General features: G+C 47.9%; 21 protein-coding genes. 16 read left to right on the plus strand and 5 right to left on the minus strand.

What is annotated here, in order from left to right; all coding sequences use genetic code 11:
* The first annotated feature begins 294 nt into the window (after positions 1 to 294).
* Together K0I63_RS05525 and yaaA are read left to right on the plus strand one after the other, a co-directional pair.
* Entirely contained in the window at positions 295 to 1,773 is a 1,479-nt protein-coding gene (locus K0I63_RS05525) for an alanine/glycine:cation symporter family protein (protein ID WP_011864896.1), read from the plus strand.
* Positions 1,774 to 1,900: 127 nt separating this feature from the next.
* On the plus strand, positions 1,901 to 2,677 hold the full coding sequence (gene yaaA / locus K0I63_RS05530; RefSeq protein ID WP_220082802.1) for a peroxide stress protein YaaA: 777 nt from the start codon (positions 1,901 to 1,903) through the stop codon (positions 2,675 to 2,677).
* A 180-nt stretch (positions 2,678 to 2,857) separates the two neighbouring features.
* Here the strand turns inward: yaaA and K0I63_RS05535 are convergent, their stop codons facing one another.
* Positions 2,858 to 4,264, minus strand: a complete 1,407-nt coding sequence (locus tag K0I63_RS05535) for a M28 family peptidase (protein WP_220073358.1) — start codon at positions 4,262 to 4,264, stop codon at positions 2,858 to 2,860.
* Positions 4,265 to 4,399: 135 nt separating this feature from the next.
* On the opposite strand from K0I63_RS05535, the gene K0I63_RS05540 reads away from it, so the two are divergent.
* Positions 4,400 to 4,696, plus strand: coding sequence for an ArsR/SmtB family transcription factor (locus tag K0I63_RS05540; protein ID WP_011864899.1), 297 nt, complete (start codon positions 4,400 to 4,402; stop codon positions 4,694 to 4,696).
* A gap of 209 nt (positions 4,697 to 4,905) precedes the next feature.
* On the opposite strand, the gene rpsT is transcribed toward K0I63_RS05540, so the two are convergent.
* Positions 4,906 to 5,172, minus strand: a complete 267-nt coding sequence (rpsT, locus tag K0I63_RS05545; protein ID WP_011864900.1) for a 30S ribosomal protein S20 — start codon at positions 5,170 to 5,172, stop codon at positions 4,906 to 4,908.
* A 247-nt stretch (positions 5,173 to 5,419) separates the two neighbouring features.
* On the opposite strand from rpsT, the gene murJ reads away from it, so the two are divergent.
* From murJ to K0I63_RS05605, 12 genes are all read left to right on the plus strand, one after another.
* A complete protein-coding gene (gene murJ, locus K0I63_RS05550) occupies positions 5,420 to 6,979 on the plus strand; it encodes a murein biosynthesis integral membrane protein MurJ (RefSeq protein WP_220082803.1) in 1,560 nt (519 codons plus the stop codon).
* Between the two features lie 65 nt (positions 6,980 to 7,044).
* On the plus strand, positions 7,045 to 7,980 hold the full coding sequence (gene ribF, locus K0I63_RS05555) for a bifunctional riboflavin kinase/FAD synthetase (protein WP_011864902.1): 936 nt from the start codon (positions 7,045 to 7,047) through the stop codon (positions 7,978 to 7,980).
* A gap of 32 nt (positions 7,981 to 8,012) precedes the next feature.
* Positions 8,013 to 10,835, plus strand: coding sequence for an isoleucine--tRNA ligase (gene ileS / locus K0I63_RS05560; RefSeq protein WP_220082804.1), 2,823 nt, complete (start codon positions 8,013 to 8,015; stop codon positions 10,833 to 10,835).
* A 9-nt stretch (positions 10,836 to 10,844) separates the two neighbouring features.
* Positions 10,845 to 11,357, plus strand: coding sequence for a signal peptidase II (lspA, locus tag K0I63_RS05565; RefSeq protein ID WP_220082805.1), 513 nt, complete (start codon positions 10,845 to 10,847; stop codon positions 11,355 to 11,357).
* Between the two features lie 3 nt (positions 11,358 to 11,360).
* Positions 11,361 to 11,783: an FKBP-type peptidyl-prolyl cis-trans isomerase gene (gene fkpB / locus K0I63_RS05570; protein WP_220082806.1), complete on the plus strand. Its 423-nt coding sequence runs from the start codon at positions 11,361 to 11,363 to the stop codon at positions 11,781 to 11,783.
* A gap of 23 nt (positions 11,784 to 11,806) precedes the next feature.
* Positions 11,807 to 12,736 (plus strand): 4-hydroxy-3-methylbut-2-enyl diphosphate reductase, encoded by a 930-nt coding sequence (ispH, locus tag K0I63_RS05575; protein WP_186300593.1) that lies wholly within the window; start codon positions 11,807 to 11,809, stop codon positions 12,734 to 12,736.
* A gap of 231 nt (positions 12,737 to 12,967) precedes the next feature.
* Complete coding sequence (gene pilV / locus K0I63_RS05580; RefSeq protein ID WP_220082807.1) at positions 12,968 to 13,486, plus strand: type IV pilus modification protein PilV; 519 nt, start codon at positions 12,968 to 12,970, stop codon at positions 13,484 to 13,486.
* 5 nt (positions 13,487 to 13,491) lie between these two features.
* Positions 13,492 to 14,466, plus strand: a complete 975-nt coding sequence (locus K0I63_RS05585) for a PilW family protein (protein ID WP_220082808.1) — start codon at positions 13,492 to 13,494, stop codon at positions 14,464 to 14,466.
* A 12-nt stretch (positions 14,467 to 14,478) separates the two neighbouring features.
* Entirely contained in the window at positions 14,479 to 14,949 is a 471-nt protein-coding gene (locus K0I63_RS05590) for a pilus assembly PilX family protein (RefSeq protein WP_220082809.1), read from the plus strand.
* Positions 14,946 to 18,512 carry a pilus assembly protein gene (locus tag K0I63_RS05595; protein ID WP_220082810.1) on the plus strand — a complete coding sequence of 1,189 codons (3,567 nt, stop codon included), beginning with the start codon at positions 14,946 to 14,948 and terminating at the stop codon, positions 18,510 to 18,512. The genes K0I63_RS05590 and K0I63_RS05595 overlap by 4 nt, the downstream gene beginning before the upstream one ends.
* 9 nt (positions 18,513 to 18,521) lie before the next feature.
* Entirely contained in the window at positions 18,522 to 18,917 is a 396-nt protein-coding gene (locus K0I63_RS05600) for a type IV pilin protein (RefSeq protein WP_220083377.1), read from the plus strand.
* A complete protein-coding gene (locus K0I63_RS05605; RefSeq protein ID WP_220082811.1) occupies positions 18,914 to 19,216 on the plus strand; it encodes a TapY2 family type IVa secretion system protein in 303 nt (100 codons plus the stop codon). The genes K0I63_RS05600 and K0I63_RS05605 overlap by 4 nt, the downstream gene beginning before the upstream one ends.
* Before the next feature lie 74 nt (positions 19,217 to 19,290).
* Here the strand turns inward: K0I63_RS05605 and K0I63_RS05610 are convergent, their stop codons facing one another.
* Both K0I63_RS05610 and K0I63_RS05615 read right to left on the minus strand, forming a co-directional pair.
* The gene (locus K0I63_RS05610) at positions 19,291 to 19,782 is read right to left on the minus strand and encodes a GspH/FimT family pseudopilin (protein WP_220082812.1); all 492 of its coding nucleotides are present in this window, start codon (positions 19,780 to 19,782) and stop codon (positions 19,291 to 19,293) included.
* A gap of 136 nt (positions 19,783 to 19,918) precedes the next feature.
* Positions 19,919 to 20,431: a GspH/FimT family pseudopilin gene (locus K0I63_RS05615; protein WP_220080178.1), complete on the minus strand. Its 513-nt coding sequence runs from the start codon at positions 20,429 to 20,431 to the stop codon at positions 19,919 to 19,921.
* 250 nt (positions 20,432 to 20,681) lie between these two features.
* Here K0I63_RS05615 and K0I63_RS05620 point away from each other — a divergent pair, with 250 nt between their 5' ends.
* Entirely contained in the window at positions 20,682 to 21,020 is a 339-nt protein-coding gene (locus tag K0I63_RS05620; RefSeq protein ID WP_011864914.1) for a P-II family nitrogen regulator, read from the plus strand.
* An 85-nt stretch (positions 21,021 to 21,105) separates the two neighbouring features.
* On the opposite strand, the gene K0I63_RS05625 is transcribed toward K0I63_RS05620, so the two are convergent.
* Positions 21,106 to 22,125: a LacI family DNA-binding transcriptional regulator gene (locus K0I63_RS05625; RefSeq protein ID WP_220058789.1), complete on the minus strand. Its 1,020-nt coding sequence runs from the start codon at positions 22,123 to 22,125 to the stop codon at positions 21,106 to 21,108.
* Positions 22,126 to 22,472: the final 347 nt, after the last annotated feature.

A 22,472-nucleotide genomic window follows, 5' to 3' on the forward strand; every position in this document is an offset into this window, starting at 1 on the left:
TTGGTGGTAAACACCATGTTAGTTACGTTAATACAGTAGCTTATTTATGTCTGATTGCGTGATGGCAATGTCATGTAAATGGGTAACTGTGATCTGTATCACATGGTGCTTTTTTGATGGTATGCTATTTTGGCGTGTCGAATTCGGCAGGCATGTTGTTTTGGCATCATGAAAGGATAATTCGAAAAGATAATCCTGCCGGAAATATTCGATCAAATTGGGAAGGAAATTCAACAAAGGTGGCGGCTTGCTCGGCAAGGTCACCATAAACGTCCTAAGGGTTATAGAAGTTCTATGTTTGAATCTGTATTAAATTTAGTCGATTCGACTATCAACGCGGTAAACGGCATGCTGTGGGGCAGTGTGTTGATTTACGTGCTGGTCGCTGCGGGCGTGTTGTTTACATTGAGATTGGGCTTTATCCAATTACGTATGTTTGGTCATGGTAGCAAGTTAGTGCTACAAGGCCGTGAGAAAACCAATGGTATTTCGTCGTTCCAGGTATTTTGTACCTCTATGGCGGCCCGCGTGGGCACGGGTAACATGGCTGGTGTTGCGGTAGCAATCACAGTCGGTGGCGCCGGCGCGGTGTTCTGGATGTGGCTCATCGCCCTGCTGGGGATGGCAACCGCCTTCATCGAGTCGACCCTGGCGCAGGTATACAAGGTTAAAGACAGCGACGGTCAGTACCGTGGTGGCCCTGCCTATTATATGGAGCAAGGGTTAGGTAAGCGTTGGATGGGCTCTTTGTTCTCTGTCTTACTGATCATCGCCTTCGGTTTCGCCTTCAATGCGGCCCAGGCCAACACTATGACTGATGCACTCAACAATGCCTTTGGGTTAGATAAGACTATGGTGGGTCTGGTGATCGTTGCTGTTGCGGCCTATATCATCAGCGGCGGCCTGAAGAAAGTGGCCAAGGCCTCTGAGCTTATCGTGCCTGTGATGGCGGTGGCTTATCTGGCGATTGCCCTGATCGTTCTGGTAATGAACCTGGAGCAGGTGCCTGCGGCGCTGGCTTATATCGTCAAGAGCGCCTTCGGTTGGGAAGAAGCCGCCGGCGGCGCCATGGGCGCCATGATGGCGGGGATCGCAAGAGGATTATTCTCTAACGAAGCGGGTATGGGCAGTGCGGCCAATATTGCGGCGTCAGCATCACCAAACCCTAACCACCCCGCTTCTCAGGGCTTCGTGCAGATGATTGGCGTGTTTGTCGATACCATAGTGATCTGTAGCGCTACCGCGGCCATCATCTTGTTATCGGGCGTACTGGATGCGCCGGGTGAGCAGAAGGGCATAGGCCTGTTGCAGTTAGCGCTCACCAACGAGGTGGGTGGATGGGCTGCCTATTTTGTCGCCTTCGCTATCATTCTCTTCTGCTTCTCTTCGATCATCGCTAACTACAGCTATGCAGAGAGCAATATCATGTTCCTGAGTCGGAGCAAGAAGGTGCTCTATATCTTCCGCGCCTTGGTTTTGGCCATGGTGATGGCGGGTTCAGTGGCCTCGCTGCAGTTGGTGTGGAACTTTGCCGATGTCTCGATGGGCTTGATGGCGCTGGTGAATATTGCCGCCATCGTCATGCTCTCTAAGGTGGCCTTTGCGGTGATCAAAGATTACGAAGTGCAGCTAAAGGCTGGTAAGGTGCCGACCTTTGATGCGGCGCATTTCCCTGAGCTTAACGGTCTGGATGAGAAGATCTGGAAGGGCAAGCCCAGTGCCGATGCCTTGGCTAAAGAGGAAGGTAAGTCGATTGCCGTCCCCGAGGTGTAACCCAAGCGGGTTAATCGCGCCTCTCTATTAGTTCCATCTAAAAAACCACGCTCCAAGGGCGTGGTTTTTTACTGTCTGCGTCAGTATGATAGTCACCTCGCTTAATGTTAGATACAAAGGATAATTTATGCTGATCTTAGTCTCTCCGGCTAAAACCCTGGATTATGAAACGCCAGCAAGTACCCAAACCTTTACTATGCCTGCACTGCTCGAACACAGTGAAGCCTTGATAAAGGTGTGTCGAGAGCTAACACCAGCCGATATCGCCTCCTTGATGAAGGTTAGCGACAAGATTGCCGGACTTAATGCCGCGCGTTTCGCCGAGTGGCATCGCGATTTTAATCTGGACAATGCCAAGCAGGCGCTGTTTGCCTTTCGTGGCGACGTCTATACCGGGCTGGATGCCGATACCCTGTCTCAGGAGAGCCTAGCGCGCGCTCAGCAGCACCTACGTATCCTGTCAGGCCTCTATGGCTTGCTGCGCCCACTGGACCTGATGCAGGCCTACCGTTTGGAGATGGGCACCAAGCTGGCTAATGATCGCGGGGCGAACCTATACCAGTTTTGGAGTGATATCGTCACTCAAGAGGTCAACAAGGCGTTGGCCGAACAGGGCGATGATATCCTGGTGAATCTGGCATCGAACGAGTACTTTAAGTCGGTGAAGCCAAAGCAGATCCTGGGACAGGTGATCACGCCTATCTTTAAGGATAAGAAGAATGGTCAGTATAAGGTGATTAGTTTCTTCGCCAAGAAGGCCCGCGGCATGATGGTGCGCTACATGCTTGATAACAAGGTGAGTCGCTATGAAGAGCTGCTTAAGTTCGACACCGCGGGTTATTACTACAGTGAGGCAGACTCCAGTGTTAACGAGCCTGTGTTCCTAAGAGAAGAGCAAGCCTAAGCTCAAGAACTAATTTGCAGAGTCAAAGACTCTGTCAACGCGATAAAAAAAGCAGCCATAGGCTGCTTTTTTTAGTCTTAAGCCAACTTAACTTTCGTTGGCAATGAGCTCTCGTTGGCCATGAACTCTCGTTGGCTATCATCTGAGGCCGATTATCAAAGACTCTAGATCTTTCTCTGGCTATTTGGCCTTAGGGGTTAGCGGTCTTAACTCAATATCAGATTGCGCCATGAGGTAAGCAAACTGGGCGTAGGCCGCCGCATTTTGTGCCAGCGCCTCAGGATCGATCTTATCCAAGGTATCGTTTGGCGTGTGGTGATAGTCGAAATAGTCGCTGCCATCTTGTCTGAGTGACGCCACGGGTACGCCATAGCCTGGCAGCATGGAGACGTCAGGGCCACCAGAGGCCTTGTTATTGCCTGGCGCAACACCATTATCCTGCATCGAGCCGGTATGAGCCTGCACGGCGGCAAAGGCCTTATCGGCAACGTTAAAGTCGATCTGGTAGATACGCCCGGCGCCAAAGTCGGATTCGGCGGCTATATAGTGTTTGGCCAGCTCCGCTTGATGGTCTTTGGCGTAGCTCTTGCCGCCAATTAACCCCAGCTCTTCGGCGGCGTAGAGCACCACGCGAACCGTGCGGGCAGGTTTAACGGGTAGCTGAGAGATGTAGTGGCCTGCGGCGGTCACAATGGCCACGCCTGCTCCGTCATCGATGGCGCCAGTGCCTTCATCCCAAGAATCCAGGTGCGCGCCGATAAGCACTATCTCATCGGGTTTGCTGCTGCCGGTAACCTCGGCAATGACATTATAGGATGTGGCGTAGCCAAGGTTCTTAGGGCTCATCTCGAGATGCAGCACGACGTTGGGATCGCGCTTAAGCATCAGGGTGACCAAGTCTGCATCGGGATTGGACATGGCCGCAGCCGGGATCTTATCTACCCCTTCTTGATAGCGCATCATGCCGGTATGGGCCATTCTGTCATGGTCTGTGCCGATGGAGCGGATCACTATGGCTAGCGCGCCTTTCTCTGCAGCGGCGATGGCGCCCCGTGAGCGTCCGCCAACCGTCATGCCATAGCCTTTACCCGTCTTAAATCTAGGGGTGATGTGGTCGATAAAGACGATCTTGCCCGCAACCAGGCTTGGATCGGCTTGTTTTAGTTCGTCTAGGGTCTCGAAGCGGACGATTGGCGCACTGATCCCTTCTTCCGGCGTGCCGACGCTGCCACCTAGGGCGGTGATCACCAAAGGTTGGGCGTAAGGGGAGACTATATTGGCCTTGGCCTCGCCTCGTTGCCATACGGGCACCTGCACGGCTTCTTTATAGACCTTATCAAAACCGAGGGAGCCGAGCTTCTTCTCGGCCCACTCTACGGCGACCAAGTCTTTGTCGCTGCCCGCGAGTCTAGGGCCTACTTCAACCGTGAGTGATTCGACAATATCATAGGCCAGACTCGAAGAGAGTGCTTGCTGCTGTAGCTTGGCACTAACGCTTTGATTTGTGTCTGTTGCTGCCGCATCTTGACAGGCAAATAGGCCGCCGAAAAAGAGTGTGGATAGGAGGATGAGAGGGGAGCTTTTCATGAGTTTCCTTTATTTTTATTACGTATGTCCCATTTTTGAAAACAATCTAGCAAAAAGTGTGCTTTATGTCCCGACTATATCTTTAAGTCAACGCTATATTAGTGCCGGGGTTTGTTTTAGGAGAAATTGCTCGTAATGAATATAGAATTGATGCAGCAACGAGCGGATAATGCTGTTGTATTGCTAAAGGCTTTAGCAAATGAACGCCGGCTGTTCATCTTATGCTACTTGTTGAGCGAAGGTGAGATGTGCGTCGGTGAGATGAATAAAAAGCTGGGGCTTAGCCAATCTGCGCTGTCGCAACACTTAGCATGGCTTCGTAAAGACAATTTGGTCGAAACGCGAAAAGAAGCGCAAACGGTATTTTATTCGCTGAAAAGCAAGGAAGTATCTGAAATTATTAAGTTACTTAACACTATCTATTGTCACTAAACGGCTTGAGAATAGCGCAGATAGAAAGCTGATGGGCGACAGGCCGTCAGCTTTTTTGTTTTTTGGCTCTGGGATTTTGCCAGTATAGAGTGTTCGTGAATTTTAAAGTGACTCTAATCTAGGCGTGAAAAGTGGCGAGATTGAATTGGTGCTCGAACGACAGGCACAAAAAAACCGGCCTAAGCCGGTTTTTTTATATCGCTAAAAGATTAAGCAGCTAGTGCTTTGATCTTAGCGTTTAGACGAGCCTTATGACGGGCAGCTTTATTCTTGTGAATAAGACCTTTAGTCGCCATACGGTCAACAATTGGTTGTGCAGCATTGAATGCTTCAGTTGCCGCTTTGTGATCGCCAGTGTTGATCGCAGCGATTACTTTCTTAACGTAAGAACGTAGCATAGAACGACGGCTAGCGTTGTGCTGACGACGTTTTTCAGATTGAAGCGCGCGCTTCTTTGCAGACTTGCTATTAGCCAAGGTGCAACTCCTAAAAGGGTTAGATATTTTTAAAGGTCGAGGAATATGCCTTTTTTTCGTCAGTTTGTCAATGACAATGATCGGATCTTTATCCTAAAGATAAATTAATCAGAGCAGACTTGGCGTTCTTCAACCTAACTCGTGTAATATGGTGCGCTATTCTAGCAGTATTTGCTGCTTGGTGACAGGGGGTAGTCGACTTTTTAACTTGCTCGATACGCCTGTAGTGCTCGTTTCAGGGGGAACTTTGAGCAAGAAACTATTTAAGTCAGGCATGATCGTGAGTGCTATGACGCTGATTTCTCGTGTTTTAGGCTTAGTGCGAGACGTGGTTATCGCCAATTTGATGGGGGCCGGGAGTAGCGCCGACGTCTTCTTTTTTGCCAACAAGATCCCAAATTTTTTACGCCGATTATTTGCCGAAGGTGCCTTCGCCCAGGCCTTCGTGCCTGTCTTGACCGAATATCAAGAGAAACATGACGACCAGGCGGTTCGCGAGTTGCTGGCCAAGGTGGCCGGTACGCTCGGGCTGGTGGTGACCTTGGTGACTCTGGTGGGGGTGATCGCCTCGCCACTATTAACGGCCCTGTTTGGTGGCGGCTGGTTCCTGGCCTGGCTAAACGATGAGCCAAATGGTCAGAAGTTTGAACTTGCATCACTAATGCTGAAGATCACCTTTCCCTATCTCTGGTTTATTACCTTTACCGCCTTGGCGGGATCGATACTCAACACTCGTGGCCGATTTGCGGTATCTGCCTTTACCCCGGTGTTTTTAAACGTTGCCATCATCAGTGCGGCGCTGTTTCTGGCGCCTAAGCTCGATCAGCCGGAGATAGGCCTTGCTTGGGGCGTTTTCGCCGGTGGCCTGATCCAGTTTTTATTCCAAATTCCTTTTCTGTTCAGAGAGAAGGCTCTGGTTAAGCCGTCATGGGGCTGGCATCACCCGGGCGTCGTTAAGATCCGCACCCTGATGCTTCCCGCGCTGTTTGGCGTGTCTGTGTCGCAGATCAATCTGCTGCTCGATACCTTCATCGCCAGTTTCTTGGTGACGGGGTCGATCAGTTGGCTCTACTACTCAGATCGACTGTTGGAGTTCCCCTTAGGTCTGTTTGGTATCGCGATAGCTACCGTTATCTTGCCGGCGCTGTCGAAGAAGCATGTTAATGCCGAGGGGGATGGGTTTGCCAAGACGATGGATTGGGGGATCAAGGCAATTCTGCTGATGGGGGTGCCAGCCATGTGTGGCCTGATCGTCCTGGCTAAGCCCATGTTGATGGTGCTCTTCATGCGCGGGGCCTTCACGCTAGGTGATGTGGATATGGCCTCTTATAGTTTAATGGCCTATGGTTCGGGGTTGCTGAGCTTCATGCTGATCAAGGTGCTGGCGCCTGGCTATTACTCCCGTCAGGATACCAAAACCCCTGTGCGTTACGGCATAGTCGCCATGGTGAGTAACATGGTGTTTAACCTGATTTTTGTGTTTCCATTCGGTTATGTGGGCTTGGCGATTGCCACCTCGTTATCGGCGTTGCTCAATGCAAGTTTGCTTTACCGCGGCCTACATCGCGCCGGGGTGTATCAAATTCCTCGTCAGACCTTTGTGTTTATGGGCAAAACCTTGGTTGCCGCCGCGTTGATGATCGCCGTGCTTTATCTATTGTTACCTAGCATTGATACCTGGCTAGCGCTTTCATTTATGGGCAGGGCAACTCAGCTGGCCTATTTGATCGGTGCAGGGGCTGTGGTCTACCTGCTGGCTATGTTATTGTTAGGAATTCGCCCCTGGAGGATGAAAGCTGGCTTTTGATTGCTGATTATCCTTCTCAGCTGGTATATAATCCGCGAACTTATGCTTGCTAGTTATTGAATGTAATGGAACTGATCCGCGGTATACATAATATTTTACCCAGACACCAGGGTTGCGTGCTGACTATTGGGAACTTTGACGGCGTGCATCGTGGGCATGCCGAAGTCATTGCTGCCCTTGTAAAAAAAGCCAAGCAACATGGGGTTCCTGCAACACTCATGACATTTGAACCTCAGCCGCAAGAGTTGTTTAAGGGGGATAATGCCCCGGCTAGGCTGAGCCTGCTGCGCGATAAGATCGTCTTGCTCGATGAGCTGGGCATAGATCGTCTGCTGTGCGTCAATTTTAATCAGAAGTTTGCCGCCATGCCGGCCGAAGCCTTTATCGAGGATCTCCTGGTAAAACAGCTAGGGGTGAAATACCTGGTGGTGGGGGATGACTTCTGTTTTGGCAAGCAGCGTCGCGGTAATTTTGAGATGTTAAAGGCCGCCGGTGAAAAATATGGTTTTGCCGTGGTCAATACCCATAGCTTTATCTTAGGGGATAAGCGGGTGAGCTCGACCGAGATTCGTGGGCTGCTCGCCAAGGGGAACCTGGAGCAAGCCAGACGTCTGCTGGGCCATCCATATGCCCTGAGCGGTAAAGTTGCCCACGGCGAGAAAATCGGCCGCACCATAGGTTTTCCTACCGCCAATATCGCCTTGAAACGTAAGGTGTCGCCAGTCAGGGGCGTCTTTGCCGTCAAGCTGTATTGGGACGGTAGCGATATCTATGAAGGGGTGGCCAACGTCGGCTTTAGGCCCACGGTCAACGGACAAAATTGTCAGTTAGAAGTCCATCTGTTTGATTTTGAAGGAGACCTTTATGGTCGCACCGTCGAAGTCGAACTGGTGGCAAAGATTAGGGATGAACAGCCATTTAAGTCTTTAGATGCGCTGAAGCTACAAATTAAAGATGATGCTGACAGGGCCAAGGCCCTGCTTGGCTGCGATGCAGGCTGAGAGCAATCAGCTAAATTAACGGTATAGGATCAATGAGCGACTATAAATCTACTTTAAACTTGCCGGAAACTGAGTTTCCGATGCGTGGTAATCTGGCACAACGTGAGCCAGAGATGTTGAAATCTTGGACAGAGAAGAAACTGTACCAAAAGATTCGTGAAAGCCGCACAGGTGCCAAGCCATTCATTTTGCATGATGGCCCACCGTACGCTAACGGTAGCATTCATATTGGTCACTCAGTAAATAAGATCCTTAAAGACATTATTATCAAGTCTAAGACCCTGTCGGGTTTTGACGCGCCTTATATTCCAGGTTGGGACTGTCACGGTCTGCCAATCGAGCTTAAGGTCGAGCAGAAAGTGGGTAAGCCTGGCCAGAAGGTGTCTGCGGCCGAGTTCCGTCAGAAGTGTCGCGAATACGCTGCTGCTCAGGTAGATGGTCAGCGTGAAGACTTTATCCGTCTTGGCGTGCTGGGCGACTGGCAAAATCCTTACCTCACCATGAACTTCGATACCGAGGCCAACATAGTTCGCTCTTTGGCTAAAGTGATCGACAACGGCCACCTGCATAAAGGTGTTAAGCCGGTGCACTGGTGTACCGATTGTGGTTCTGCACTGGCTGAAGCGGAAGTTGAATATGAAGATAAGACTTCACCTGCAATCGATGTTGCCTTCGTGGCTGTCGATCAAGCAGCTGTGCTGGCTAAATTCGGATTAGAGCAATCTGACGCCGAAGTGGCGACCGTTATCTGGACCACAACGCCTTGGACACTGCCTGCTAACCGCGGGCTCTCAATGGCCGGTGATATCGATTACGATCTGGTTGAGTTCACTAAAGATGGCAGCAAGCGCGCGATTATTGTGGCGCAGGAGCTGGTTGAGTCTTGCATCGAGCGTTACGGCGCCGAGTCGCATAGCGTGCTGGGCACAGTGAAAGGTCAGGCGCTGGAACTGCTGCGCTTTAAGCATCCATTCTATAATTTCGATGTGCCTGTCATCATTGGCGACCACGTCACTGTCGATTCGGGTACCGGTGTGGTACACACGGCGCCTGGCCACGGTCAGGACGACTTTGTTATCGGTCAAAAATATGGTCTGGAAGTGGCTAACCCTGTAGGGGATAACGGTGTCTACAAGCCTGATACCGAGTTCTTCGCCGGACAACATGTCTTTAAAGCCAACAATAATGTGGTTGCACTGCTCGAAGAGAAGGGCGCACTGCTGAATCATGTGGCTTATCGTCACAGCTACCCACACTGCTGGCGCCACAAGACACCTATTATCTTCCGCGCGACGCCGCAGTGGTTCATCTCTATGGACCAAAAAGGCTTGCGTACTCAGTCGCTGAGCGAGATCGAGAAGACGCAATGGATCCCTGACTGGGGTCAGAGCCGCATCGAGAAGATGGTCGAGAATCGTCCAGACTGGTGTATCTCACGTCAACGTACCTGGGGCGTGCCTATTACCCTGTTTGTACACCGTGATACCGAAGAGTTACATCCTGACAGCGTTGCCCTGATGGAGCGAGTTGCCCATCGCATCGAACAAGAAGGCATACAGGCTTGGTGGGATCTCGACGCCGCAGAGCTGTTAGGCGAAGAAGCCGACCAATACCGTAAGGTTACCGATACCTTAGATGTATGGTATGACTCAGGTTCTACCTTCTCTTCTGTGGTTGCCGCGCGTCCTGAATACAATGGTCATCCTGTTGACCTTTACCTGGAAGGTAGCGACCAGCACCGTGGTTGGTTCATGTCATCACTGATGATTTCTACCGCCATGAATGGCAAGGCGCCTTACAAGCAGGTATTGACCCATGGTTTCACCGTGGACGGTCAGGGCCGTAAGATGTCTAAGTCGATCGGTAACGTGATCGCCCCGCTCCAAGTCACTAACAAGCTAGGCGCCGACATTCTGCGTCTATGGGTGGCGGCGACCGATTATAGCGGTGAGATGACAGTATCTGATGAGATCCTTAAGCGTAGCGCCGATGCTTACCGTCGTATTCGTAACACGGCGCGTTTCCTGCTGGCTAACCTGAACGGTTTTGAACCGGTAAACGACACAGTTGCCGTCGAAGATATGGTTGCGCTGGATCGCTGGGTGGTGCGCCGCGCTGCCGCCTTGCAGGCCGAGATCTTAGAGGCTTACGAGCAATATAACTTCCACCTAGTGACCCAGAAGCTAATGCAGTTCTGCTCTGTTGAGCTTGGCAGCTTCTACCTGGATATCATTAAAGACAGACAGTACACGGCTAAGCGCGACAGCCTGGCACGTCGTAGCTGTCAGAGCGCGCTGTTCCTGATCGCAGAAGCCATGGTGCGCTGGATCGCGCCAATCCTGAGCTTTACCGCCGATGAGGTATGGCAATCGCTGCCGGGTGAGCGTGAAGAGTTTGTCTTTACTCAGACTTGGTTCGAAGGCCTGGTCTCTGTGACCCTAGATAGTGACCTGAGCGACGAGTATTGGGCAAATCTCATCACAGTACGTGATGAGGTGAACAAGGCCATCGAGCAGGCGCGCCGCGAGCAGCGTGTCGGCGGCTCGTTAGAAGCCGAAGTGACTCTCTATGCCGATGAGGCCTTAACAGAGTCTCTGGCACTGCTGGGTGATGAGCTGCGTTTCGTGCTGCTGACCTCTAATACTCAGATTGCCCCGCTGGCGAGTGCCGGTGACGATGCGGTTGAGACAGAGCTGGCTGGTCTTAAGCTATTAGTGGCTAAGACTGAGGCGGCCAAGTGCGATCGCTGCTGGCATCACAGAGAAGACGTGGGACAGGTTGAAGCGCATCCACTGCTTTGTACACGCTGTGTGACCAACATCGAAGGTGAAGGCGAAGTTCGCCAGTTCGCATAAGGGAATCGAATGCCATCTAGCTGGAAAGAGAGTGGCTTACGTTGGTATTGGGTAGTTGTATTGGTGTTCGTTGCCGATCAACTATCCAAACAATGGGTACTAGCCAATTTTGACCTGAGAGAGTCAATTAACTTATTGCCATTTTTTAATTTCACCTATGTGAGAAATTATGGCGCCGCTTTTAGCTTTTTAAATGATGCCGGTGGGTGGCAGCGTTGGTTGTTTACCCTGGTAGCCGTCGGTTTTAGTACCTTGCTGACCGTCTGGCTGCGTAAGCAATCGAAAGGATTATGGCGGTTGAATCTGGCCTATACCTTAGTCATTGGTGGGGCATTGGGGAATTTAATTGATCGCTTGCAACATGGCTTCGTGGTCGATTTCCTCGATTTCTATTGGAAGACGAGCCATTTCCCCGCCTTCAACATTGCCGATTCGGCGATCTGTATTGGCGCCGGACTTATCATCTTGGATTCGTTTATTTCAGAGCATAAGCCAAATGGCGAAGACGTTGCAAAGGGGTAAGAAGTGACTGTTACACGTTCATTATTGTGCCATATGAATATACTGCTGGAAGATGGTTCGACCGCAGATAGCACTAAGGCCTCTGGTAAACCGGCCAAGTTAAACATTGGCGACCAGAGTCTGAGTCCGGCATTTGAGGCCGAGCTTGAGAGTTTGAAACAAGGCGATAAGCATAGTTTTACCCTGGCTGCAGCCGATGCCTTTGGTGAGTCAAACCCGGATGCTATTCACCATATGGACAGAAGTAAGTTTCCTGCCGATATGCAGCTCGAAACGGGCGTTATCGTAAGTTTCGCTGGTCCTGGTGGCAGTGAGATCCCAGGTATCGTCCGAGAGGTAGTTGGGGATTCGGTAACCGTCGATCTTAATCATCCATTGGCGGGCCGGGCAGTGACATTTGAATTGGAAGTGGTTCAGGAGCTCTAATCATGACGCAACCTCCTCAAAGTCTGCAGATTAAACTGGCCAACCCGCGAGGTTTTTGTGCCGGTGTCGATCGGGCCATCAGCATCGTCGAGAGGGCGCTAGAGCTGTTCTCGCCGCCAATTTATGTACGTCATGAAGTGGTGCATAATCGATATGTTGTGCAAAACCTCAAAGACAGGGGCGCGGTATTTGTCGACGAACTAGACCAAGTGCCGGATGACAGCATAGTTATCTTCAGTGCTCACGGTGTATCCCAGGCGGTTCGTGCCGAGGCGAAAAAACGTGGCCTGCGAGTATTCGATGCCACCTGCCCATTGGTGACCAAGGTGCATCTGCAGGTCACTCGTGCCAGCCGTAAGGGTATTGAATGCATCCTTATCGGCCATGCGGGCCATCCAGAGGTTGAAGGCACCATGGGACAATACGACAACCCTGAGGGCGGCGTGTTGTTGGTGGAGTCGCCGGCCGATGTTGAAGCCTTAGTGGTGAAAGACCCGGAAAACCTCTGCTTCGTGACGCAGACAACTCTGTCTATGGACGATACTGCAGACGTGATAGCTGCTTTGCAGAAGCGTTTCCCGTCAATCCAGGGACCACGTAAGGACGATATCTGCTACGCGACCCAGAACCGACAAGATGCGGTGCGTAACGTCGCCGATGACGTCGACCTCTTCATTGTGGTGGGTTCTAAGAATAGCTCCAACTCGAATCGTTTGATGGAACTGGCCATTAAGAAGGGCACACAGTCTTATCTTGTGGATAATGCCGACGACATTAAACCTGAGTGGTTTAACGATATCGAGAAGGTTGCCGTTACCGCTGGCGCATCGGCGCCGGAGGTGTTGGTACAACAGGTTATCGATGCTATCGCCAAGTTGGCACCTAGCGTGATCACTGAGGTGGAAGGGCGTAAAGAAGATACCGTATTTGCCGTACCGGCTGAACTTCGCTAGGTATCTTGCTGTTTTGATGAGAAAAGGAGGCTAAGGCCTCCTTTTTTATTGCCTGAAAATTTCCTGTGGCATATCGAATTTCCTTTTTAGACCTAATATTACTAGCGAGTAACATTCGACTAATCTATGATTAACTAGTATAGTTTAAAGTTATGCTAACTTTCAGATTTTAAAAGACTAAACGACTGAAACGACTGTCAAAAGTATGGCTAATATCGGAGATTTGACATCATGGTAAAACGTGGGAAAGGGTTTTCCCTAATAGAGGTGATGGTTTCGCTCGTCATTCTTGTTATTGGCCTGATCGGCATATTTAATCTACACGTTGTTTCTAAGCGAGGCAGCTTCGAGTCTTTTCAACAGACCCAGGCTTCCTACTACGCCAACGATATTATCAATCGCATGAAGTTAAATCCTAGCCAGTTAGCAACCTATGCGGGGACATATAGCGGGACACCAAGTTCGGTAAGTAAACAATGTCAGGGAGCTGCTATTTGTTCCTCTTCGGAAATGGCTGCTTGGGATCTATATGAGTGGCAAACATTATTTAATGGTACTTCGGAGAAAGTAGGTACTCAGAGTGTCGGTGGTCTGGATACGCCAACAGCCTGCATTGTGATAAACGGTAATAATGTCTCAGTTACCATGGCCTGGAAAGGTATTCGCGAAACTAAAATTGCTTCCGCTACTTCTGATTGTGGTTCTTCAACTGCTAATCGACGACTCTATTCAGTTCAAACGGTGATTTAAACGGGATGAAGATTTTAATTATGCGCACTCAGTCAGGGATGTCTCTCGTTGAGTTAATGGTAGCACTCGTTATTAGTCTGTTTTTATCGGCCGGCATTTTCACTATGTTTAGTATGTCATCCTCTAATGTAACGACTACAAGTCAGTTTAATCAGTTGCAAGAGAATGGTCGTATCGCCTTAGCGATTATGGAGCGAGATATTAGTCAGCTTGCTTTCATGGGGGATATGACAGGAACAGATTTTGTCGTGGGAACGAATACTACGATATCCTCTGCTGCCGTACCGAATGACTGTATTGGTGGTGGAGTAAATAATGCGACTCTTCCTAATGGTACCGCATCGCATTTTAGGCGGATTTGGGGCTATGAGGCTGGTGTAAGTGGCACAAGCTTTAATTGTCTTACCGGTGTGAATGCAAATACAGATGTTTTACAAATTAAGCGCTTGATTGGGCCTAATACATTAGCCCCCAATATTGCGTCTAGTCATTATGTTGCAACGACCTCGAGTCAAGCGATTTTTTTTACCGGCAATCAAGTCACTCCAGTGCTCACCAATAGTCGCTTTTGGGAATATCAGCATCATATCTATTTCGTAAAAAATGATGGAACAGTTCCTGTCTTAAGAAGAAGGACACTTTCCGTTGCAAACGGAATGAATAACGAGGAACAACTCGTTGAAGGAATAGAAAACTTAAGGGTCTTGTATGGGGTTGATGATGATGGTGATGATATCCCTAACCGATACGTACCTGTTGGCAGTGTGAATACCGTGATGTGGGATAACCAATCATTTCAACGGATCGTGGCACTAAAGGTGTTTTTGCTGGTTCGGTCAGTGGATCAAGATCCTAGCTATACTAATGAAACTCAGTATCAGCTCGGTGATAAAACGATATTAGCTCCTCAGGATCATTTTAGGCGTAAGGTTATGTCAACTACCGTCATGCTTGAAAACCCCGTGCTGATTAGGAATTAAATGAGGTTGCAAATGAATAAACAGAAGGGTGTAGTGCTATTTTTTGCCTTAATCGTTTTGATTCTTATGACGGTTATAGGCGTTGCATTGGCTGTTAACTCTACTCAATCACTCCGAATGGCTGGGGCTGGAGCCGAACGCATTGAGGCAAAAGCATTGGCTGATGGGGGGGTTGCCGCTGTGCTTCTAAATAAGACACAGGCTTTTTTGGCAACCATGACTGCGATTGATAGCCAGAACTCTTTTTCCGGAGGAAAACAGGTATTAACGCCTTTGCCATTGGTTGATGACGGTGCGGGGAACTTAATAGTGCAGCCGAAAAACGTGTCTTGTCAGAGAAGTGCTGCAGCTAGTGGAACGGATCTATTTAAATGTCGCAGAATCGAAATCTCGAGTCAGGTTAGTTTTGGTCGAGATAATCTAGGGCAAGTTTTGGTCGTAACAGGTATTGAGCAGGAAGTGCTTAGTGGGAGCGGATCATGAAGTTTAATAAAATTTTCTTTGTAAGCCTAGTTGCAGCGCTGGTTTTGCCTGTTCAGTCCTTTGCTGACGATACCGATCTTTATTTAAATCCGGCGCAGAACAATGTTCGTCCACAAGTACTGATTATTTTTGATAACTCTGGAAGTATGGACACGATAGTTGATGGTGTTGCCGGTGGTTATGATCCAGAGGAGACTTACGAAGCCGTTGGGAGTGCCAACTCGTATCAGGGTAGGATGATCTATTTTACAGTCGGTACAGGGATGGATGAATCTTCGTTGCCTGTACCCGATAGTCCTTCAGAATCGAGACGTTTTAATGACTTATTAAATGGCTGTAAAGCGGCTAGAGATGCACTGAATCAGTATGGCCGTTTCACAGGTTATATCAGAGAGTTTATTAAAAAAGGTAAGGGTAAAGCAACCTGGCAGCCTATCAAAGAGAATAGCGGCGCTGAAACGAATAATCCCATAGATTGCTGGGAGGATATTGAGTTAGGTTACAACAGCAATAATGATGATGGCAGTACTTATAAGACGGGGTTCCCTGCTGGTTTTCCAAAAGATGGGGATGTGAACGCTCCGTGGGATAATTCAGGTAATGCACAAGATAACGCGAAAAAATTAGGTTGGAATAATGGAGAGTTAGTGACCCTCTATACCGATAATTATTTACGTTGGTATACCCTTTACAAGAATGATTTATTACCTGTGCCCCCTGATGGGGAAGGGTTTACACGTTTAGAAATAGCCAAAAAGGCAATTTCAGGCGTTATCAGTTCGATTCCATCGGTTGATTTTGGTCTCGCTGTCTATAACCTGAATTTCCCCGATGAAGGAGATAGCGACGGTGGTCGTATTGTAGCAGGTATTCGTTCGAGAACATCTTCAGAAAAGGATGCTTTACTTGGTACTATTAACAACTTACCGGCGCAAACTAACACGCCACTTTGTGAAACCTTATTTGAAGCGTATCGCTACTTTTCAGGTGGCCCTATTACATTTGGGCACGCTGATGCCGATTATAACGGGAAAGATATTAAGTACACAGCTAATAGTCCAATGTACGATACGAGTGTAGAAAATGGGGCGAACTATATAACGCCATTATCAGAGTGTAATAAGGTTGCACATATTATTTACATCACAGATGGTGCTCCAGTATTAGATGATAGCGCTAATGATTTTATTAAAGCGCTAAATGATGACCCATTTGTCTACAAAGAAGCCAGTGGAGATCAACCTGCCAAAGTGAGTTATCTGCCGGCATTAGCTGAATATATGTTTGCCAACGATTTGTTGCCAGATGTAGAAAATAAGCAGCGTGTCGTGACGCATACCATAGGGTTTAGTCTAGCTGATGACTCTGATGCAGAACCATTATTGGTGGAAACTGCTGCTCGTTCATATTTGATGACTTCTGAAGGTAAGAAGGTTTTTGGTACTTACAGAAGTGCCAATGATGTAAGGGGATTGCAGGCGGCTGTTAGTAATATTATTGATTCTATTCCACAGACGGGACAACGTTTTTCGGCCCCCGGTGTGGCATTTAGTAACGCGGATCCAACGAGGACCTTAGACTCTGCCTATTATGCGCTATTTCGTCCTCAGCAGAGTCCTAAGTGGGCAGGAAATCTGAAGAAACTTAAAGTTAATTCTTCTGGGACGCTAGTTGACGCTACTGGTAAGCCTGCTATTGACAGTTCAGGCGGTATTGCCGAAAGCTCTTGTAGTCTGTGGAGTTCCTGTACCGGTGGTAATGACGGCAATGATGTCGTATTAGGTGGCGCTGCTCGTACCATAGAGCCCGATAGTCGAGTTATTTTGAGTGATATCGGCGGCGCTGGAAAATTTGCGAGACTTACCCGAACGAATGCTTCTACTTATGCGGGAGGGGACGATGCCTTAGCTACTTATCTTGGCCTACCGAAATTAGATGTTAACGCGGAATTAATTGCAACATTTGATTGGATAAAGGGAAAGAATGTTGATAGAGATTCAGAAGGAGTCTTGACCTCTGAGGATTTCTCCGGCGTGAGAGGAGATATTATGGGGGATCCACTTCACTCTCAACCATTGGCTATTGATTATGGCGGTGATGGCTCCAATGTTCGTATTTTTGTGGGTACAAACCATGGTGCGTTACATGCGTTTAGAGACTATGGCCCATCCGTGAACGAGAGCTGGGCATTTATGCCGTATCAGCTTCTACCTAATCTAGCCACTATACGTCGTGACAGCTATTTAGCCGGACATAGTGTTTATGGCATGGATGGCTCTCCTGTTGCTTATATTGAGCGAAATGCATCAGGTTCAATAACGAAAGCATGGTTGTTTGTCGGAATGCGTAGGGGAGGACAATCCTATTACGCGATTAATATTACTGACCCTGACTCTCCATCTTTGATGTGGCAAGTATCTAATAATACAAATGGTTTTACCGATATGGGACAGACTTGGTCTACACCTGTTGTGACTAAATTACCTGGCTCAGATAAACCTATAGTGATTTTTGGCGGTGGATATAATCAAGGTTATGATTCGGGGGCTGGTTCTAATTCTGTTGGTCGTTTGGTTTATCTTGTCGATGCAGAAACGGGTAACTTAATTCATAGTTTCGGTGCTAATGGTAATACTTCTCTTGCAGGCATTGAGGACTCGATTGTTGGTTCAATCGCGACCTTAGATAGTAATAGTGATGGCTACACCGACCGACTCTATGCGGCTGATTTAGGCGGAAATGTATGGCGTATGGATTTGCCTTCTGCTGATAAGAGTACTTGGAGTGGGTTTAAGTTTGCTGAGCTGGGGGGGAGTGTCGCAACAAGTGATCGTCGCTTCTTTTATGAACCGACTGTCGCACAAACCTATTTTACCAATACGACTAAAGTTACTGTGACTGATGGTTCAGGAACGACGACAACCGTCGCCTATCAAAATGTTCCTTATGATGCTGTGACTTTGGGATCTGGTAACAGGGCAGATCCATTGAGTTTAAGTACGGAAGATATGTTTTTTGTGTTGCAGGATAGATATGTGATTTCACAGCAGTTTGGAAATGGTGGTACGACAGTACCTGCACCGATAACATTTGCGAATCTTTATGACGTCACTTCGGCATCACCTTCAACCGAGACAGAAAACATTGAATTTGGTACTAAAAAAGGCTGGTATTTTAATTTTTCTGTGACAGGCGAGAAGAGCCTGTCTCCATCTGTTGTCATTAAAGGAAAGGTATATTTTACATCCTTTATTCCAACTCAACCTGCTGCAGACCAGAACGTATGTAGTGTATCTTCGGTTGGTCGTTTATATACACTTGATCTACACAAAGGAGGACGTTTCACTGAGGAGTATGTTATTGATGTTTGTGATAATTGTATTCCTCAACCTCCAAAGATAATAACCCCGCCTGTTGACCCCGATAATCCTGGTTCTGAGTCAGAGCCGGTTCTTATTATTGGTAAGGGCAAGTGTGATGAAGATGGGGAGAACTGTACAGGAACCGTAGGATTAGAGTCAGGTTTGACTACTAATAAAATTTATTACCATATAGATGAGTAGTGTTTGATGATGAAGAGTCGATTAGTTGGTTTTACCCTTATCGAAGTGATGATAACGGTAGCTATTGTTGGAATTTTGTCAGCAATAGCTTACCCATCTTATATTAATTATGTGACTAAGAGTGGCCGCTCAGAAGGGGTTGCGGCGGTAATGCGAGTCGCTAATTTGCAGGAGCAGTATTATCTCGATAATCGTGCCTATGCGACGGATATGACGAAGCTCGGATTGGGAGCGAGTCCATTTGTAACCGAACATGGGCATTATAGTGTGGCTTCATCGGGGACTAGCTCGTTTACTATTACTGCAACTGCACAAGGTGCACAGGCTAGCAGAGACTCGACATGTGACACTATTACTATGACATCTGCAGGTGTTAAAGGGCCTTCAGCGGAGTGTTGGAAATGAATAAGTTAATTAGCCTGTTATTGATGAGTGGATTACTTTCATGTGTATCATCATCGGCGTTTGCAGAGAAACAGGATTATAAGTGTTTTATTCAAAGTTCTAAGAAAGGCGAGCAAGTTGTTTTCTATCGATGGGATGTTAAAGACGCTAAATTGCGTGCTAATAGTTTGGTGGGAAAACGATTGAGTGACAGTCATGGAAAGAAGTATTTTATTAAGAGTGTTGCGGAATGCGTACCGCTAAGTGAAGAGTTTTCGAGTGGGAAAGCTCAGAAGCTTGATAGGCAAACATTGAGATAGCATTTTTAGATTTGGCGTAGGTTGATCTTAATTTATTCAAAAAGCCCCACAATGGGGCTTTTTCACCAGCATTATTAGCAGGCATTGCCGTTGGAGCCATAAGAGACTAGGCCGCTTGTGCTGATGAGAACGCTCTGCGAGTTACTGGCTTTACCGTTTGGGCAATAGATAATATTACCTCCGGAAGCTAGTCCATCAGCTGAAAAAGTCATCGAAATGGCGGAGGCCTTAACTTTGTCTTGGCCATTAAAACTGTCGATAGCTCTCAACTCATGGTCTGTATTGGTGGCATCTGTAATATAGACCCTAATGCCTCCACTCCAGTCTGTTGATGTTCCGCAGGATGTAGCCGAAGCAAAGGGGCAGACATTGACTGTTGCACCATAGCTCACAGCCTGATTGCGAGCGAAAGCAAACAAGTCATGGATTTTCTCAATATTATTGTTTACTCGAACTTGTTCATAAACTGTTGTTAGAGCAGGAACGCCAATAGCCAATAGTATGGCTGCAACAACAATAGTCACCATGAGCTCAACCAGTGTGAACCCATTTTTATTCTTCATCATGAGTAAAATCCTCTATTCACTTAACACTAGTATAAGCGAGAAGTTTTAGGATTTCAGTATATATAAGCTATTCTTTTTAATGCCAATAATTTGTCGGCTTGATTAAAATTGGCGTGAGTCGTTAGCTTTGGATCTGTTATTGGTTGCAGCTGATATTTTTCTCCTTTGAAAAGCGTATCCTACCGGCTTGATTGACTATAACGGCTTTGGAATAAGGACTGTTGGCCGAGCCAGGACAGTACCTTAAAGTTCCGTTGCTGCCTGATGCAAGTCCATCGGGTTGAAAACGAGCAGAGGCGCGGTTGTAGTAGACAAAGTCACCACTATCAAATGAACCTGTTTGCATCAACAATTTGTCTGTGCCATCGAGCTGGTTGCTGGTCCCCGAATCGGTAAATACACCCAGGCCAAGGTGCCAGTCATTGGTACATTGGTTATCTTTTATTGGGCAAACCGTTACCCTAAGCCCGTAGTTGATGGCAGTATTTCTGGCGAACTGAAGAGTCTGTTGAATCATCTTTATCGCGGCGTCGGCTCGGTAAGCCTGATAGAGATCTGTAAGACTTGGTAGGCCAACCGAGAGGAGTATGGTCGCAACGGCGAGTGTGACCATTAACTCTACGAGTGTAAATCCATTATGATGTTTCATGGCTATTCCTTGCTGTATGTAGTCTATGCTTCCTGCAATGACCTGAACTCGTTTTTGGGGCGAGTTAATTGAGTATAGAAGAGTTAGCTCAAGTTTAGGCGATGGGCATATATTGTTCTGCTCTATGAATATTGAATCATTTTATCTCTCGATATAATCATCTTTGGTGGTTTGGGTGGACGTGGTAAGCTAGTGCCTAATAAACTTAGGTTTTGTCGAATTGGGTTAGCAGAATTTTAGGGAGCGTTTGATGAAGAAGGTCGAGGCCATTATTAAGCCGTTTAAGTTAGATGATGTACGCGAATCTCTGGCGGAGATCGGTATTACCGGCATGACGGTTTCTGAAGTCAAAGGTTTTGGACGCCAGAAAGGGCACACGGAGCTCTACCGCGGCGCCGAGTATATGGTGGATTTCCTGCCTAAAGTAAAAATTGAGCTGGTTATTCAAGATGAGCAGCTAGATCAGGCGCTCGAAGTCATCGTCGATACTGCGAGAACGGGTAAGATAGGTGACGGTAAGATATTCGTTACCGAAGTTGAACGCGTGATTCGAATTCGTACCGGCGAAGAGAACGAAGAAGCCGTCTAAGTCTAAAGTTATAAAAAAACCGCTGACATATCAGCGGTTTTTTATTGCCTGTAGAAAATCATTAATCAAAGTTTGATGCCGATTCCTAGGCCTTTGGGCTTGCCGATGAGTCTCTCAGTACCGGCTCGGGAATAAAGACCTGATGAGTCGTCTCACTCTGCTTGTTGCCCTGATTCTCGATAAGTAACTCGGTTGCCGTCTGTGCTATCAACTTATTTGGTTGATGGACTGTGGTTAGCTTAGGCCAGGTCTGTCTCGAGAAGGGGCTATCTTCGAATCCCACGATCGAGAGTTCCTCGGGTATCGCAACTCCAGCTAATCTGGCCGCGAAGAGTGCCCCCGCGGCAATTTCATCGTTACAGGCGACTATGGCCGTCGGTCGATTGGCTTTCGCCAGCAGTGTTTTAGCGCCTTCTACACCCGATTCAAAAGAATACTGACCATTGATGATGTTGGACTCGTCAAGGGATAGATGATTGCTTTGTAAGGCGGCCTTAAAACCGGCGAGGCGTTCCTTGGTGGATTCGTGTTGGTGGTCACCGCTCAGAAAGGCGATATTTTTATGGCCGAGATCGATAAGGTGCTGGGTGATGGAAACCGCGCCATGTTTATCGTTGACCAGGATCGATAAGCCATCGGTTGGGCTCACCTCTTCCCCTGCAATAATACGTACATAATTGGCGTTAATCTGATCTAGGGCAGCCAAGACTTTTGGGTCTTCCGATAGCGGCGGGGTTAATACCAAGCCTGATAGCCTGGCATGGCGCACCATATCGACCAGCTCCTGACAGATATTATCTGACTTTGCATCGCAGGGATGGATGAGTAGCTCATAGCCTCTTTGCTTACAAGATGACAAAATACCATTTTGCATATCAATGACATAGTAGGCATTAGGGTTGTCGTAGACAAAGGCGATCACATAGGATTTTGTGCCGGCTAGATTACGGGCAGCGACATTAGGCTGGTAATTAAGTGCGGTAATCGCCTGATTCACTTTATCAATCGTCGCCTGACGAACCGAAGGCTCGTTATTTGTGACCCGTGAAACCGTTTTTATGGAGACGCCGGCATATTTGGCGACGTCATTAATGGTGACTTTCATCTAGCGGATACTCTTTGTGTCTGCACAGCGTCTAGCTGCTTCAGAATTCAAATATGTCTCAAACAATGTACTGTATGGTTACACAGCAGATCTCACTTCCCCTGGCGACAATATTGCTGAGTTTTACGCTATTAAGCAATCATCAAATTGATTTCTATCCCGAATTACATTTGTCCCGTTTCGAAAACTAGTGATTTTTATCCTTGTTTATCAGTACATTGCAACAAGATGCAAAGAGCGTGTTTTGTTTGATAAATGTATAAATCCAAAGAAATTCCCGCTTTTGGTTATTTTGTTGTGGCGCATCTGTTAATTGTTGTGTAATCTTTGTACTCACATGACAGCGT

Source organism: Shewanella rhizosphaerae (genome assembly GCF_019457655.1).
GTDB lineage: Bacteria > Pseudomonadota > Gammaproteobacteria > Enterobacterales > Shewanellaceae > Shewanella > Shewanella loihica.

What these genes read in the sequence shown, in the direction of transcription:
- K0I63_RS05620 (WP_011864914.1), top strand. Translation starts at nt 20,682, where the DNA reads ATGAAGAAGGTCGAGGCCATTATTAAGCCGTTTAAGTTAGATGATGTA.
- K0I63_RS05540 (WP_011864899.1), top strand. Translation starts at nt 4,400, where the DNA reads ATGAATATAGAATTGATGCAGCAACGAGCGGATAATGCTGTTGTATTG.
- yaaA (WP_220082802.1), top strand. Translation starts at nt 1,901, where the DNA reads ATGCTGATCTTAGTCTCTCCGGCTAAAACCCTGGATTATGAAACGCCA.
- K0I63_RS05535 (WP_220073358.1), bottom strand. Translation starts at nt 4,264, where the DNA reads ATGAAAAGCTCCCCTCTCATCCTCCTATCCACACTCTTTTTCGGCGGC.
- ribF (WP_011864902.1), top strand. Translation starts at nt 7,045, where the DNA reads ATGGAACTGATCCGCGGTATACATAATATTTTACCCAGACACCAGGGT.
- K0I63_RS05590 (WP_220082809.1), top strand. Translation starts at nt 14,479, where the DNA reads ATGAATAAACAGAAGGGTGTAGTGCTATTTTTTGCCTTAATCGTTTTG.
- K0I63_RS05600 (WP_220083377.1), top strand. Translation starts at nt 18,522, where the DNA reads ATGAAGAGTCGATTAGTTGGTTTTACCCTTATCGAAGTGATGATAACG.
- ileS (WP_220082804.1), top strand. Translation starts at nt 8,013, where the DNA reads ATGAGCGACTATAAATCTACTTTAAACTTGCCGGAAACTGAGTTTCCG.
- K0I63_RS05595 (WP_220082810.1), top strand. Translation starts at nt 14,946, where the DNA reads ATGAAGTTTAATAAAATTTTCTTTGTAAGCCTAGTTGCAGCGCTGGTT.
- K0I63_RS05615 (WP_220080178.1), bottom strand. Translation starts at nt 20,431, where the DNA reads ATGAAACATCATAATGGATTTACACTCGTAGAGTTAATGGTCACACTC.
- K0I63_RS05525 (WP_011864896.1), top strand. Translation starts at nt 295, where the DNA reads ATGTTTGAATCTGTATTAAATTTAGTCGATTCGACTATCAACGCGGTA.
- K0I63_RS05605 (WP_220082811.1), top strand. Translation starts at nt 18,914, where the DNA reads ATGAATAAGTTAATTAGCCTGTTATTGATGAGTGGATTACTTTCATGT.
- K0I63_RS05610 (WP_220082812.1), bottom strand. Translation starts at nt 19,782, where the DNA reads ATGATGAAGAATAAAAATGGGTTCACACTGGTTGAGCTCATGGTGACT.
- pilV (WP_220082807.1), top strand. Translation starts at nt 12,968, where the DNA reads ATGGTAAAACGTGGGAAAGGGTTTTCCCTAATAGAGGTGATGGTTTCG.
- lspA (WP_220082805.1), top strand. Translation starts at nt 10,845, where the DNA reads ATGCCATCTAGCTGGAAAGAGAGTGGCTTACGTTGGTATTGGGTAGTT.
- K0I63_RS05625 (WP_220058789.1), bottom strand. Translation starts at nt 22,125, where the DNA reads ATGAAAGTCACCATTAATGACGTCGCCAAATATGCCGGCGTCTCCATA.
- K0I63_RS05585 (WP_220082808.1), top strand. Translation starts at nt 13,492, where the DNA reads ATGAAGATTTTAATTATGCGCACTCAGTCAGGGATGTCTCTCGTTGAG.